At 62.5% G+C, this 14,709-nt stretch carries 15 protein-coding genes; 2 read left to right on the forward strand and 13 right to left on the reverse strand.

Annotation, left to right across the window (positions count from 1 at the left end; genetic code table 11):
• Positions 1-5 precede the first annotated feature (5 nt).
• On the forward strand, positions 6-1,823 hold the full coding sequence (locus tag P3T17_RS26340; RefSeq protein WP_429409667.1) for a hybrid sensor histidine kinase/response regulator: 1,818 nt from the start codon (positions 6-8) through the stop codon (positions 1,821-1,823).
• On the opposite strand, the gene P3T17_RS26345 is transcribed toward P3T17_RS26340, so the two are convergent.
• The 7 genes from P3T17_RS26345 to P3T17_RS26375 all read right to left on the reverse strand — a co-directional run bounded on the left by P3T17_RS26345 (position 1,789) and on the right by P3T17_RS26375 (position 7,042).
• Positions 1,789-2,520, reverse strand: coding sequence for a response regulator transcription factor (locus P3T17_RS26345; RefSeq protein ID WP_429409414.1), 732 nt, complete (start codon positions 2,518-2,520; stop codon positions 1,789-1,791). The genes P3T17_RS26340 and P3T17_RS26345 overlap by 35 nt on opposite strands.
• Positions 2,521-3,098: 578 nt before the next feature.
• Positions 3,099-3,275, reverse strand: a complete 177-nt coding sequence (locus tag P3T17_RS26350) for a hypothetical protein (protein ID WP_429288705.1) — start codon at positions 3,273-3,275, stop codon at positions 3,099-3,101.
• A complete protein-coding gene (gene cydB, locus P3T17_RS26355) occupies positions 3,250-4,254 on the reverse strand; it encodes a cytochrome d ubiquinol oxidase subunit II (RefSeq protein WP_429409415.1) in 1,005 nt (334 codons plus the stop codon). The genes P3T17_RS26350 and cydB overlap by 26 nt, the downstream gene beginning before the upstream one ends.
• A gap of 24 nt (positions 4,255-4,278) precedes the next feature.
• Positions 4,279-5,697, reverse strand: coding sequence for a cytochrome ubiquinol oxidase subunit I (locus P3T17_RS26360; protein ID WP_429409416.1), 1,419 nt, complete (start codon positions 5,695-5,697; stop codon positions 4,279-4,281).
• A 287-nt stretch (positions 5,698-5,984) separates the two neighbouring features.
• Complete coding sequence (locus tag P3T17_RS26365) at positions 5,985-6,272, reverse strand: helix-turn-helix domain-containing protein (protein ID WP_122156182.1); 288 nt, start codon at positions 6,270-6,272, stop codon at positions 5,985-5,987.
• Positions 6,259-6,591: a type II toxin-antitoxin system RelE/ParE family toxin gene (locus tag P3T17_RS26370; RefSeq protein WP_074268264.1), complete on the reverse strand. Its 333-nt coding sequence runs from the start codon at positions 6,589-6,591 to the stop codon at positions 6,259-6,261. The genes P3T17_RS26365 and P3T17_RS26370 overlap by 14 nt, the downstream gene beginning before the upstream one ends.
• 211 nt (positions 6,592-6,802) lie before the next feature.
• On the reverse strand, positions 6,803-7,042 hold the full coding sequence (locus P3T17_RS26375; RefSeq protein ID WP_429409417.1) for a hypothetical protein: 240 nt from the start codon (positions 7,040-7,042) through the stop codon (positions 6,803-6,805).
• A gap of 148 nt (positions 7,043-7,190) precedes the next feature.
• On the opposite strand from P3T17_RS26375, the gene P3T17_RS26380 reads away from it, so the two are divergent.
• On the forward strand, positions 7,191-7,745 hold the full coding sequence (locus P3T17_RS26380) for a putative glycolipid-binding domain-containing protein (protein WP_429409418.1): 555 nt from the start codon (positions 7,191-7,193) through the stop codon (positions 7,743-7,745).
• Here P3T17_RS26380 and P3T17_RS26385 read toward each other — a convergent pair.
• The 6 genes from P3T17_RS26385 to P3T17_RS26410 form a co-directional block, all read right to left on the reverse strand.
• Positions 7,720-8,700: an alpha/beta fold hydrolase gene (locus tag P3T17_RS26385; protein WP_429409420.1), complete on the reverse strand. Its 981-nt coding sequence runs from the start codon at positions 8,698-8,700 to the stop codon at positions 7,720-7,722. The genes P3T17_RS26380 and P3T17_RS26385 overlap by 26 nt on opposite strands.
• Positions 8,697-9,575, reverse strand: a complete 879-nt coding sequence (locus tag P3T17_RS26390) for a metal-dependent hydrolase (protein WP_429409421.1) — start codon at positions 9,573-9,575, stop codon at positions 8,697-8,699. The genes P3T17_RS26385 and P3T17_RS26390 overlap by 4 nt, the downstream gene beginning before the upstream one ends.
• Before the next feature lie 29 nt (positions 9,576-9,604).
• Positions 9,605-10,516 (reverse strand): SDR family NAD(P)-dependent oxidoreductase, encoded by a 912-nt coding sequence (locus P3T17_RS26395; RefSeq protein ID WP_429409423.1) that lies wholly within the window; start codon positions 10,514-10,516, stop codon positions 9,605-9,607.
• An 89-nt stretch (positions 10,517-10,605) separates the two neighbouring features.
• A complete protein-coding gene (locus P3T17_RS26400) occupies positions 10,606-12,219 on the reverse strand; it encodes a flavin-containing monooxygenase (RefSeq protein WP_429409424.1) in 1,614 nt (537 codons plus the stop codon).
• 163 nt (positions 12,220-12,382) lie between these two features.
• Positions 12,383-13,282 (reverse strand): mechanosensitive ion channel family protein, encoded by a 900-nt coding sequence (locus P3T17_RS26405; RefSeq protein ID WP_429409426.1) that lies wholly within the window; start codon positions 13,280-13,282, stop codon positions 12,383-12,385.
• A gap of 262 nt (positions 13,283-13,544) precedes the next feature.
• The gene (locus tag P3T17_RS26410) at positions 13,545-14,588 is read right to left on the reverse strand and encodes a sulfonate ABC transporter substrate-binding protein (protein WP_429409427.1); all 1,044 of its coding nucleotides are present in this window, start codon (positions 14,586-14,588) and stop codon (positions 13,545-13,547) included.
• Between the last annotated feature and the right edge of the window lie 121 nt (positions 14,589-14,709).

A 14,709-nucleotide genomic window follows, 5' to 3' on the forward strand; every position in this document is an offset into this window, starting at 1 on the left:
GCACGATGCGGGCCGATCCTGTCCAGCGAGCGATCGACGAGGACCTGGTGCGGGTGCTGTACGCCCAGAATCCGATAGCGTTCTTCACTCACTGGTTCGCCATAGCGGTGCTCGTGTCGATCTACTGGGTCGACATGCCGTATCCGCACCTGTTCGCCGCGTGCTTTGGTTTTTACGCGGTGGCTAACTTTGCCGCCCTGGGGCTGTGGCTCTGCAGGCGCCGCTGGCCCAACGCCATGACGGCGCGCAACTGGATCAGGCTGCACGCCGTGCGTGGCGTGTTGCTGTACAGCGCGCCGGGGCTGGCGATCTGGTTCGCGTTCCACAGCCGGCAAGCGGATCTGCCGGTGTTGCACACCGTCATGCTGGTAACGCTGGCGGCGGGCGTGTTCATGTCGAATGGCTTCGACCTGCTCAACTTTTCGACCGGCATCATATTCGTGCTGCTGCCGGCCATCGTGCTGCTGTTCGGCAGCCACAACTTCGATCGCACCATCCTGGCGATCGTCCTCGCGTTCTTCTTTTGCGCCATCAACGTCTATGCGATCAGCTATCGCAAGCTGTTCCAGCGGGTCGTGCAGGCGCGCGTCGATCAGCAGCAACTGGCGGAGTCGCTCGCCGAGCAGAAGCATGTCGCGGAAGAGGCGAGTCTCGCCAAGACGCGCTTCTTCGCCGCGGCGAGCCACGATCTGCGCCAGCCGCTGCACGCGATCGGCCTGCTGGCGGCGTCGCTAAATGACGTTGCCGTGACACAGGCGCAGCACGGTAAAACCGCCGCTCACATTGTTCACAACGTGGAGGCTCTCAACCAGCTGTTCAACCAGGTCCTCGATCTGGCGCGACTCGAGAGCGGCGTCACTCAGGTTATCCGGCTGCATTTCCGGCTGGACGAACTGTTCGAACGGGTTGGCAGCCAGTACCGGCCGCAGGCAGCGGCGAAAGGGCTGGCGCTGCGCATCGCGCCCACCACGATGGTGGTGCACGACGATCCGGTGCTGCTCGAACGGGTGCTGAGCAACCTGCTGTCGAATGCGGTGCGCTATACCGAGGAGGGGGCGATATGGGTGGGCCTGCGGCGCGGCGGGCGGCGTGACGGCGGCTACATCGAGGTGCGCGATTCGGGTATCGGCATTCCGGCAGTCGAGCAGGAGCGCATCTTTGAGGAGTTCTACCAGGTCGCCAACCCGCAGCGCGACGCGCGCCAGGGACATGGCCTCGGCCTGCCGACGGTGAGGCGTCTGGTCGAGCTGCTGGGCGGCGAGTTGCGCCTGCGTTCGGCGCCGGGCCGTGGCTCGGTATTCCGCTTTCCGGTTCGGGTCGGCGACCCCGGCGGGATTGTGACCAGCCTGAGCGACACGGTGGTGACTGGCCCTTCGGCGCAGGGGCGGCGCGTGCTCTGCATCGACGACGACCCTTCGATTCTCGAAGGCCTGACGAGGCTGCTGGGGCGTTGGGGCTGCATCGTGCGGGGTGCGCGCGACGAAACGCTGGCGTTGCAGGCGTTGAGCGAGGGCTTTGTGCCAGACGCGGTGTTGTGCGACTTCCAGCTGGCGAACCATCGCACGGGGGCGCAGGCGCTCACTGCGGTGCGTGAGGCGCTACGGCGTAGCGGCCACGAAGGGGCTGTGATGCTGCTGATTACCGGCGATATGGCGTCCGGTGAACTGGCGACGCTCGCCGCGCAAGGCATTCCCGTATTACATAAGCCGGTCACGCCGGCACGCCTGCGCCGTACGTTGGAAATCTTGTGGCAACAGGCGGAGCGGGACGGCGCAGCCGGCAACCTGGCTACAGCGTCCTGCCCGCTTCCAGCCAGCCGTTGATCACGGCAATCGCGGTGGACCGGTTGTGGACGCCGAGCGCCCGGAAGATCACCGAAAGATGCACCTTGATCGTTCCTTCCGCCACACCCAGCTCGCGCGCAATCATCTTGTTGGTCCAGCCGCGGTGCACCAGACGCATGATGTCCTGTTGGCGCGGCGCGAGATTTTCAAGCAGATGCTGCTGATGCGGCTGCAAGGCCTCGACGTGAACAATGGGCTCGGTCACGGATGGCGCGCCCGGCGAACTCCCCGCGCCGCCCGGTGCCGCTTGCGCAGCTTGCGCCGTTTCGCGTACGCCGAGCAGACTCAACGCTTCCATCGGCACATACGCGCCGCCCGATAACACCAGTTCGATGGCCTTCAGCATGACGCTGGCCGGCTGGCGTTTCGGAACGAAGCCAAGCGCGCCGGCCGCGAGGACCGCGCGCATTTCGTCAGGTGATTCTTCAGCGGAAAGCACGACCACCGGCAGCGCCGGGTGTTCCTTGAGCAGGATTTCGAGCGACGCCGCGCCGCTCATGCCGGGCATATGCAGATCGACAATCGCCAGATCGTGATTGGCGTCGGGCCGCGCGGCGGCGGCGAGGGTGTCCCAGGTGTCGGCCTCGTCGAACTGGGCATCCGGGTCGAGTCCGCGCAGCATTCCTTTGACGCCCTGGCGGATCAGTTCATGGTCATCGGCCACAAGAAACTTCATGATGTCTCCGCGTGTCGGCACTGCGCGCTCGTATTTCCCACCCTTATTCCGCCGATGCCGGACGCGGATGGCACCTCCCCGAGATACGCCATCCGTCCCGTCAGGCCACCTGCGCGAGCGTGGCCGCGTCTATCGCGTGCCTCGTCGAACGCGAGGCTATGCTGTTGTGTCGCACTGCTGATGCTTCATCATCTTCATCGCCTCACGCCGCGATCATATGCTTGATCGTCGGCCATGAGGCATTCCCCAGGTGGCCAGCGATGCGACCGGCGAGGGCGCATGCGTGGCGCATTCATTTTTATGGTGTTGATCCCCGGCGGGCTGCGGACAGTGTCGGCGATGGATTGGTCTCCTGCGCTGCCGGCTCTGCGGCACGGTCGTGCGTTTTGCACGCCGTTTTGTTTCCATGCGCCGGACGACTGTCTTTGCTGCGGCCTGCAACATAGACGCATGAAGCGGCGCAATTTTGAAGCACAGCATGAGAGGTTTAACAATTGACGCCGTGTGGCCTTGTTTGGCCCGGTGTGACCTCGTCTGGGCCAAGCTGACCGGCGGAGCAAATAGCCGCCGGCCACAAGTCAATTTACAGCGAACAGCGTCAGGTTCATCAGGATCCGGAATGCGAAACCGAGCAACATCGCGCCGCCCACGCCCAGACACCAAAGCGCGATAAACCAGACCCAGCCGGGCAGCACTCGCTGCGTGGGCGCGGCGGCCGGCTGCCCGGACTTAGTGATAGTGATGTTGGTCGTCATGGCGCACCTTGCCGCGAAATACCCAATAACCCATCGTCGTATAGCTGATGATGACCGGAATGATGACCGCTGCGCCCACCAGCGTGAACATCTGGCTCGAACGCGGCGCGGCGGCCTCCCACAGCGTCATGCTCGACGGAATGGCATACGGCCACAAGCTCACCAGCAAGCCGAGATAACCGATCAACACGAGCGCGAGCGCCAGCACGAACGGCGTCTTGTGATGCCGGTCGCGCACGGCGCGCCGCATGAACAACGCACAGATGGCAACGAGGAACGGCACCGGCAGCAAGCGATAGAACAAACCCGAGTCGAACCAGCGCTGGGCGATGTTCGGGTCTTGCAGCGGGGTCCAGAGACTGACCACTGCGATGAAGCCGAGCAACACGATCGTCAGCGGCCACACGACGCGATGCAGGCGGCGTTGCAGATCGCCTTCGGTTTTGGCGACCAGCCAGCAGCAGCCGAGCAGCGCATAGGTGACGACGAGGCCAAGACCGGTCAACAGGCTGAACGGCGTGAGCCAGCCGAACGCCGAGCCTGCATAGCTGCCGTCCACGACCGGAATGCCTTGCAGGAAGGCCCCCAGCACGATGCCCTGGAAGAACGACGCGCCGGCCGAGCCGCCGATAAACGCCAGATCCCACAGATGCTTCGTACGATTTGCCTTGGCGCGCAGCTCGAACGACACGCCACGGAAGATCAGGCAGGCGAGCATGAAAATCAGCGGCAGATACAGCGCCGACAACACGGTTGAGTAAACCACCGGAAACACCGCGAACAGGCCGGCGCCGCCGAGTACGAGCCACGTCTCGTTGCCGTCCCAGACGGGCGCGACGGTGTTCATCATCAGATTGCGTTCTTTCTCATCGGGAAAGAAAGGAAACACGATGCCGATGCCCAGATCGAAGCCGTCGAGCACCACATACATGAAGAGGCCGAGCGCGATGATCGCGGCCCACACTACGGTGACATCCATTTTTTAACCTCGTTACGGTGTGGTTCAGGCTACGTCGGCCAGCTGCTCGGTGGCCGGCATGGGGAGGCGCGCGGGGCGGCCGGGTAGCGTTTCCGGCGTGCCGTGGGGCGTCTGGCCGGGCAACGCGGGACCCGAGCGCATCAGCTTGAGCATGTAGTAGATGCCAGTGCCGAACACGAGGAAGTAGACGATCACAAACGCCATCAGCGAGATGCCCACTTGCTGCGTGGTAAGCGGAGACACCGCCTGCGAGGTGCGCAGCACGCCGTAGATCACCCACGGCTGACGGCCTGCTTCGGTCGTCACCCAACCGGCCAGCAACGTGATGAAGCCAGTGGGGCCCATCGCCACGGCGAGCTTCTGGAACCACCTGGCGTCATAGAGCCTGCCGCGCCGGCGCAGTACCCATGCGGTGATCGACATCACGATCATCAGCACGCCGAGTCCCGCCATCACGCGGAAGCTCCAGAACACGATGGTCGAATCCGGCCGGTCCTGTGGCGGGAATTCCTTCAGGCCGCGGATCTCGCCGTCCCAGCTATGCGTGAGAATCAGGCTGCCCAGATGCGGAATCGACACCGCGTAGCGAGTGGTCTCCGCCTTCATGTCGGGGATGCCGAACAGGTTGAGCGCCGTGCCGCCTTTCTCGGTGTTCCAGAGGCCTTCGATCGCCGCGATCTTGGCCGGCTGATACTTTCGGGTGTTCAGGCCGTGCTGGTCGCCGACAAAGGCCTGGATGGGCGTGAGGATCAACAGCATCCACAGCGCCATGGAGAACATCGTCTTGACCGCGGGATCGCGCCGCCCCTTCAGCAGATGCCATGCGCCGACGGCCGCGACTACCAGAGCGGCGACGATAAACGCGGCGAGCGCCATATGTGCGAGGCGGTAGGGGAACGACGGATTGAAGATGATCTTGAACCAGTCGAGCGGCACGACGTGACCATTTTCGACAGCGAAGCCTTGCGGCGTTTGCATCCAGCTATTGGAGGCGAGAATCCAGAAGGTGGAGATCAGCGTGCCGATGGCGACCATCAGAGTCGCACCAAAATGCGCGCGCCGACTGACGCGCTGCCAGCCGAACAGCATGATGCCGAGGAAGCCCGCTTCGAGGAAGAACGCGGTCATGACCTCGTACATCAGCAGCGGTCCGGTGATCGGCCCGGCGAAGCTGGAGAAGCCCGACCAGTTGGTACCAAACTCGTAGCTCATGACGACGCCGGAGACGACACCCATGCCGAAAGCCACTGCAAAGATCTTCGACCAGAACAGACACAAATCTTTGTAGTAGGCCTTACCGGTCTTGAGCCAACGCCATTCGAGGACGGCGATGAAACTGGCGAGCCCGATGCTCAGTGCGGGAAAGACGATATGAAACGAGACCGTGAACGCGAACTGGATGCGCGCCAGGTCGAATGCGGAGATTGTGGATGCGGGATTCATGATCTTGATACCGGAGACAACCTACGCGCATCGACCGCTGTCGACGCGCACTGCCGTAAGCAGATGGCGCAAGCGTAGGGGAATGCGCGGTGTTTTGCTGCGTCGCGACGTGCGTCGAAAAGACGCGCAGAGAACGGCGATCTAGCGATTTTGAGATGCTAAACCATTGATCGGTATCAAGTTTATATAAGGTTTCGTGAGCACTGATGCGGCCCCCGAAAATGAAAAACTGCGTCAATACACCGCGCTGCAGCAGAGCGCGTGTGACGCTCGTGCTGGACAGCGAATCACGCGATCGAAATGACGAGTTTCTTGCCGCACGCGGCCGCATATTTGCGCAACGTGTCGATGGACGGCGAGTGCTGTCCTGACGCAAGTGCGCGCTCGAGTCGCGTTACAGCGGGTGCCTTGGTGCCCATGCGTTCAGCGACTTGCGCCTGACTCAGCCCGGCGGCGTGACGCGCTGCGAGCATCTGGTCGAGGAGGGCGAATTCTTCGCGGTTCAGCCGTTCGTATTCGGCGCGGACTTCGGGGTCCGCGAGGGCGCGGGTGCGTAATTCCTTATACGTTGTCACGTTTGATCTCCAGCAGTCTTTTACGAGCTATGTCCAGCTCGTTTCGGGGCGTCTCTTGCGACTTCTTCACGAACGCATGCAGCATGACGACGCGGCGTTCGACGACCGTGCAAAAGAACACTCTGGCAATGCCTTCCGCTCCCTTCAGACGCATTTCGAAAAGGCCGCCGCCCATGGATTGGGTGTGCGGTTCTCCAAGGTTCGGACCATATGTTTCCATGCGATCCGCCAGTGCGATAAATCGCGCCAGTAGCGTCTTGGGCAGCGAAGCGACCTGGACTTTGACCTTCTCGTTGTAAAAGTCGATCAGAAAAGCCATTGGACTCCAATATAACAAATATGTTACTAAAATGCAAGCGGGAAACTACCGGTCGGGACAGGTCCGGCATCGCCTTCGATCAGGCAATACCGGGTAGCTTCGCGAACTCGGATGGGGCGACGGGACAGCGAACGAGAGCAGGGGCGCGACGAACGGCTACGGTAACGTTCAGGATAACGGAGCGAATTGCTCGTGAGAATCTGCCGAATGGTCAGGTCAATTCGGCCGTGTCGTACAAGGCCGTAATAAGTGTTTGAATCTGTAAATTCACAATCTGGGTGATTGAACCAGCTAAAGCGATGAGAGCTTGACGCGGCGGGGGAATGCGAGAAAGCGCTTTCTCGCGATCCGTAAGAGCTACCTGGCCGGTCGTTACAAAGGAAGGTTTTTCATCTTGAGACGCGGCCGGGTAGCGGATACTGTCGGGTTCTCGTGTGGTCGACCCCGACATGCGAGTGTGGTCCTAGCGGCGTCCCGCCTTCAAAGCGGAGACGCCGTCTTTTTTATGCCTCGGTTTCCGGCGTTTTTTTGCTCGGGTCAGCTCTCAGACGTTATAAGCTGGCGAATCCGCAGCCAGCATTTTCGAAAGGAGGCAGGCCATGCGCGATATACGTTGGGTATCGGAGGAAGGCGACGGCATCGAACATCTCGCGTTCGATGCACGTGACGACGGTTTCCACGTCGAGAGCGCGCTCGTAGGACAGCGCTACGGAAAGGGTTATGGGCTTTACTACCGGATGCATTGCGATCCGCGTTGGCGTGTGACCTATGCGTTTCTCAAGATCATGGGCGGCGGCGAGCTGGAGATGCACGGCGACGGCGAGGGCCATTGGCGCGATGGCGATGGCAAGACGCTCGGCGTGATCGAAGGCTGCATCGACATCGATATTGCCGCTACGCCGTTCACCAACACGCTGCCCATCCGGCGTCTGCAACTAACCGAGGGCGAGCGCCGGCCGATTGCAGTGGCTTACATCTCGACGCCGGAGCTTCAGGTTACTCGCGCCGAGCAGGCCTACACATGCCTCGCGTTGAACCGCGAGTACCGCTACGAAGGCATCTTTCGCAACTTCACCGCCGACATGCAGGTGGACGAAGATGGTCTCGTGATCGACTATCCGACGCTCTTCACGCGCTTGCCGCGAACGCGCTGACGCCGTTCACCCGGCTTGGCGACGGATGCTGTGAGGCAAACCGGTCGATCCGGGTGGCGATACCGACGGGATCGCGCAGCACGACCCAGTGGCCGGCGTCGATCGTCTCGCGCGTATAGTTGCCGAGCCACTCCTCGAGCCCCAATGAAAGGGCGGGCCCCACATAACGGTCGCGCAGCGGCACAACGAATTGCACCGGCGCGTGAGCCGGGCGGTTGCGTGGATGAAACAGCCGGTCGACGAAGTTGGCGCGGTACAAATTCAAACCGTTGATCGCATTGCGTAGCTGGGCAGGATCTGGCGCAGGGCGGATGCGCTCGGTGAGCCGCAACCACAGCGGCCATGCGCGTGCGCCGCCGCAACGCCACACCAGTTCAGGCACGAGCGGCACATGAAACAGGAAGATGTACCAGGACTTCAGCGTTTGGCGCAGGCCACCGGCGAACCGCTGCGTAGAACTGTGCGTGCGGGGTTTGTCCGGGGACGACACGCCGTGGCTGCTATCGCTGCTGCGGTTACCAGGGCCGCTCTGGTTACGTAGACCCAACGCGGCGTGATCAAGACACGGCCCCGAAATTGACGTGAACGAAGCGATGCGGCCTTCGAACGCGGGACTCGTTACCGCTTCCCAACTCTGGATTGAGCCCCAGTCGTGGCCCACCAGATGAAAGGCCTGTCCGCCACAGGTAGCGTCGACCACGGCGGCCAGATCAGAGGCCAGCCGTTCCAGCCGATACGCGGCCCGGCCAGACGGCGCTTCCGACGCGCCGGCGCCGCGCACGTCGTAGGTAATCACACGATAGCGCCCGTCCAGTTGCGCCCGCACTGGCTCCCATACCGCCGCCGAATCCGGATAGCCGTGTACGAGCACCAACGGCGGCGCTTCGCGCGGTCCGCTGACGTACACGGCAAGGCGTACGTCGCCGGCTTCGACGACGAGCGTATCGCGGATCACGCCACCGCCCGCACGCCGCGGCGGCTCGCCTTCAGCGCGGCGGGATTCGCGGCATTGGCCGAGTCAACGGCGGCCACGAGGCCATCGATTCGCGCCAGTTGTGCGCGGTTATCGTGATCCCACGGATGGAAGCTGGGTTTGAAAAAACGCAGCCACTCGAGCGCGATGCCCGGGAACACACCGTGTTTTGGCCCGTACAGGAATTTGACGACGCGCCACATACCGCGCAGGTGGCCGCCGCGTTTGCGATCGGAGATCAGCAGACGCACGTGATAATCGAACACGATCAGCCAGAACGCCAGCGTCACTGTCAGCATGGTGCCGGTGCGCAGCAGATAGCGCGCCGGCCCGGGTTTGATCACGGCGTTCCACACGTCGAACGAGACGGCCTTGTGCTCGGTCTCTTCGAGCGCATGCCAGGTCCACATCTGCGCATAGCCTTGCACCGATCCGCCCACCCGCGTGTCGTCCTCCAGCAGCAGACCGGCCAGCATCGCCGTGTAATGCTCCAGCGCGACGGTCATCGCGAGCTGAAACGATTTGGGCATCTTGCGATTGACGTTGAGGAACCACGTGAGACGCCGATCGAGCTTGTGCGCGGGCAGCCTCGCGTTTTGCAGCAGATCGTTGTACTCGATGTGCTCGCGGGTATGCATCGCTTCCTGGCCGATAAAACCGAGTACCTGCTTCTTCAGGACGGGGTCGTCGATGCGGTCTCGGTAGTTGCGCACGCTGTCCATGAAGAAACGTTCGCCCGCTGGAAACAGCAGGGAAAGCGCATTGAAAAAGTGCGTTACATGCGAGCCTTCCTGATGCCAGTCGCAGGCACGCTCAGGAGGTAAAACGAAACGAAGGTCGCGGCGAATCGGCATCATGGCCTTTCTCTCCCTATGATCTTTGATGTTCACGCGCGCCGTCCGGCGGCTTCTGCTTCGGCAGCGCGGGCGCGCTTATGCGCAATGCGGTGCAGGCGGCGCGTCTGCATCACGACGAGCGCCTGATAGGCGGCCGGCAAGGTGCGGGCGAGCCAGTCGGCAGCCCGCGCATCGCGGCCGATCAGCACGCGCCGTTTGTTCCTGCGCACGCCGTCGAGAATCGTGCGGGCGGCTTCGTCGGCCGTTGTGATGAAGAACTTTTCGAAATCGTCCTTGCCTTGCTGTTCGCTCTCGATCATGAAACCGACCATGTTCGAGGCGATCCGGCTCGACTGCGCGATGCTGGTTCGGATGCCGCCCGGGTGCACGCAGGTGGCCGAGACGCCGCATTTCATCAGATCGAGCTCTTGCCGCAGCGCTTCGGTGAAGCCGCGCACAGCGAACTTGGTCGCGTTGTAGCCGCTCATGCCAGGTTGTGCGAACAAACCGAATACGCTCGAGGTGTTGACGATATGCCCTTCGCCTGAAGCCTTCAGATGCGGCAGGAACGCTTTCGTACCATGCACGACGCCCCAGAAGTTGATACCGACGATCCATTCGAGATCGGCATAGTCCATGCCGTCGATCGTGCTGGACAGCGCCACGCCTGCGTTGTTGAAGACGAGATTGATGCGGTCGTGCTGGGCGGCGGTTTCGGCGGCCCAGTCGAACATCGCCGCGCGATCCGCCACGTCGAGTACGCGGGTCGTCACACGTAGCGGCGCACCGACGATCCGCGGTGCTGCGCCCTCGGCGAGCAGCGCGGTTTCGGCAAGGCTTGCGGTGTTGCGATCGGCGAGCGCCAGGTGGCAGCCCTCGCGCGCCAGCTGGATCGCCAGCGAGCGGCCCATACCCGAGCCGGCGCCGGTAATGGCCGCAACACGGTCTGTGAAATTCTTCATCGTACTGTCCTCTCTGAGCGGTGCCTTGTTGTTTTGTCTGTGCGTGAGACGTGTTCGCTTGACGGCATGGCGTTAACGCGTGCTTTGTCTCAAGTCGCCTCTGCGGACGACGCGGCTGAAGAAGCGGACCCGGCTGAAGCCGTTGACGCGCCGCCCTGCGTTGACCCGGCCGTGTGCGCCTTGAACACCGCCTCGGTTTGAGCCGCAGGCGCATATGCAAAGTAATCACCCATGCTGAAGCTGCGGGTAGCCTGGCGGAAACGGAACGCGAATCCAGGCCACAGCGTCGTGTTCTTGCCGGTCCGCGGATCGAGGTACCAGCTCTTGCAGCCGCCTGTGGACCAGATGGCGCGGCTTAGCTTCTGCTGGATCTGCTCGTTGTAGGCACGTTCGACATGCGGCCGCACCTCGATCGCGGCAGCGCGTTCGCGTTGCATGGTTTGCAGCGCGCGCAGGATGTACTCGACCTGCGACTCGATCATGTACACCATCGAGTTGTGCCCGAGCCCGGTGTTCGGACCGACGACCATAAAGAAGTTCGGATAGCCAGGCAACGTGGTGCCGAGGTACGCGTGCGCACCGTTGTGCCAGGTATCGACGATATCGACCCCGCCTTTGCCCCGCACTACGCCGCGCGGGAACGGATCCGAGATCTGGAAGCCGGTGCCGAAGATCAGGCAGTCGGCGGGATGACGCACGCCATCGGTCGTGATCACAGCGTCTTCTTCGACGCGCGCGATCCCGCTCGTGATGACCGCCACATTCTGGCGCGACACCGCCGGGAAATAGTCGTTCGAAATGAGGATGCGCTTGCAGCCCATCGTGTAATCGGGCGTGAGTGTGGCGCGCAGTTGCGGGTCGGTCACCTGACGATGCAGATGACGCACCGCGACTTTCTGCGCAGTCTTCATCAGCGATGGATGAATCGCAAAGCCAAACGCCCGCGATTCCAGCATGCAATAAAGACCCGCACGCCATATCTTCTGGGTGAACGGCAGGCGCCGGAACAGCCACTGTTCGAACGGTTTCACGGCACGGTCGGCCTTCGGCATGATCCACGGCGGCGTGCGCTGGAACAGGTCGAGTTGCGCCACACGCGGAGCAATCTGCGGCACGAACTGAATGGCGCTCGCGCCGGTGCCGATCACGGCGACGCGTTTACCTTCCAGCGAATAGCTGTGGTCCCACTGCTGCGAATGGAAGGTCTTGCCCTTGAAGGTGTCGAGCCCGGGAATATCCGGCACCGCCGCACGCGACAGGCCGCCCATGCCCGATACCAGCACCCGCGCCGACCAGCGTTGGCCGTTGGCGAACAGCATGTGCCAGCGATGACGCGTTTCGTCGTAGATGGCGCTCACCAGTTCGTGACCAAAGCGAATGTGCCGTTGCACGCCGAAACGCTGGGTGCACGCTTCCAGATACGCGCGAATTTCCGGCTGGCGCGCGAACATGCGCGTCCAGCGCGGGTTGGGCGCGAACGAGAAGGAATAGACGTGCGATTGCACGTCGCAGGCGCAACCCGGGTAGTGATTGTCGCGCCAGGTGCCGCCGACAGAGTCGGCCTTTTCGGCGACCATGAAGTCGGTCATGCCGGCCTGGCGGAGCCGGATCGCCATGCCGAGTCCGGCGAAGCCCGAACCGATGATAGCGACATCGGTTTCGAGCGGCGCCAGAGCGTCGGGGGGCATCGTGCGTGCGTTCATCCGATCCGTCTCCTTTTATTCACTCTTAACTGTGACATTGAGTGATGTAACGATAGAGGCTGAGAAGGAATGACGCAAGCAGACGTTTAGGTTGGGGACTCTATGGGTGGGAAAGAACCGGCGGCGGTCAGAGGCCGCCGGCCGATGACCGCCTGGCGGTGCGTTACTGGGTAACAGCCCTCGGACGGGATACCGCGCGATCCATCACCGGCTCGCCTGGTTCAGCGCTTTGCACGATGTGCAATTCCCGCGTCCGCACCGGCAGCGCGCATTGCGCGTCGTTGAGTGTCTGACGCACCTGGCGGGCGAGATCCCAGCGCATGTCCCAGAACACATCGATCTTCGCCCACACGCGGATATTGAGCACCACCGTGCTGTCGTCGAAGCGGGTCACCATGACTTGCGGCGCGGGCGTTTGCAGTGCGCGCGGATCGGCGGCGGCGAGGGCGCGCAGTGCGGCAAGCGCGTGATCCACGTCGTCGCGCACGGAGATTTCCACTTCGAGATCGAGACGGCGGGTCGGATTGCGGTTGTAGTTGCGGATCGAATTACTCCACAGCGCGCTATTCGGCACGTACTCGCAGATGCCGTCGGATTTGGTCAGGCGCGTGGTGAACAGGCTGATTTCTTCGACGGTGCCGGCGACAGTACCCGTGCCCGCTTCGATCGAATCGCCCACCTTGAACGGGCGTAACAGCAACAGCATGATGCCGGCTGCGATGTTCTGCATCGTACCTTGCAGCGCAAGACCGATCGCGAGACCGGCAGCGCCGAGCACCGCGACGATGCTCGCGGTCTGAATACCCAGCTGGGACAGCGCGCCGATGATGGCGACCACGCGAATGCCCCACAGGCTGGTGTCGCAGAGGATAGGGCGTAGCGTGGCGTCCATACGCGACTGGTTGGTAAGCAAGCGGTTGAGCGAGCGCGAGACGCGCCGCGCCACCCACCAGCCGACCACGAGGATCAGCGCGGCGGCGCACAGGTGCATTGAGATGGCGGTGAGCGAATCCCAGAGAAAGGTCCACCGGTTCGGGTGGATCTGGGCGAGAAGGTTCTGCATGGCCGTGACGGTCCTGATTTTTCAGGCGACGGCGAGCGAGCGCCGTCGTGATGGTTCATAAGAGGCAATGGGTGCCGGCGCGCTCGCGCGAGGCGAGCGGCCAGTCCGCAAGAGCGGAGCAACCCGGAGAATGGACGCGTGGAAGCGTGCGGAGAAGGGACCGCAGCGAAAGGCGAAAGTTCTAATGATTCAACGTTTTTGACAGTTTGCTTTTACGAGATGCGGGACGGCGGGACTGTGTGAAGTTGGTCCCGCGGCCCGCTTATTTCGCTGCGAGACTCGCCGCTACTTGCTGGTTTTGCCAGACGTTGTCGCGCACCGTGATCTTCTGCGGAATCAGATGGGCGCCATAGAACGCGTCGGCGACGCTTTGCTGCGAGTGGACGATTTCGTCGGTGACAGCCGTGGTGCCATAGGGGTAGCGGCGCACCCAGGTTTCGACCAGCTTTTGATCGAGACCGACCTTCGGCGCAATCAGCGCAGCGGTTTCTTCGGGATGCTGGGTGACCCACTGGCCCGTCGAGCGCAATTGACCGAGAACCGCCCCGATGACATCAGGGTGTTGCTGGGCGAAATCACGGGTCGCCTCGTAGAAGCTGTAGGCCGTATCGAGATTCGTATAATCCGCCAGCGTGCGCGCCTTGAGCGCTTCTTGCGCGGCGGCATAGTAAGGATCCCAGATTACCCATGCATCGACGTCGCCGTTTTCGAATGCGGCGCGAGCGTCCGCGGGGGCGAGGTACACCGGATGAATATCTTCGTAGCGCAAGCCCGCCTTCTGCAGTGCTTCGAGTAGCAGGAAGTTCGAGCTGGAGCCCTTTTGCAGGGCGACGCGTTTGCCTTTCAGATCTGCGACTGTTTGCAACGGCGAACCGGGCTTGACGATGACCGCCTCGGTATGACGTCCTCCGGGTTCGGCACCCACGTACACGAAGCCCACGCCCGCGGCTTGCGCGAACACCGGTGGCGGCGAACCCGTGTAGCCGAAGTCGATGCTGTGCGCGTTCAACGCTTCGAGCAGTTGCGGACCGGCCGGAAATTCAAACCACTTCACGCTGTAGCCAAGCGGCTTGAGCTTTTGCTCCAGCGAGCCTTGTACCTTGAGGACTGCGAGCAAACCGGCTTTCTGATAGCCGATGCGCAGGACTTTTTCGGTTGCGCTGGAAGCATCTTGAGCGAGCGCGCTGCTGGTGGGAAGCAGCGTCGCCGCAGCGAACACAGCGCATGCGGCGAGCGCGGTGAATGCGCTAAACGTGGCGGCGATCGGTGCAGCGAGGCGAGGGCGGCGGCTCGGGTTGCGTGTCATTCGAAAACTCTCCATGCGTGCGGTCAAGGCAGCGGCCGTGCACGTCCATCCCTGACAGGCATGCGCGATCGTATGCCGATGCTGCGGGAAGGATGCTGCTGCGGTCAACGGATCGTCGCAT

It is taken from the genome of Paraburkholderia sp. GAS82 (assembly GCF_050436285.1).
Classification (GTDB): domain Bacteria; phylum Pseudomonadota; class Gammaproteobacteria; order Burkholderiales; family Burkholderiaceae; genus Paraburkholderia; species Paraburkholderia phenazinium_B.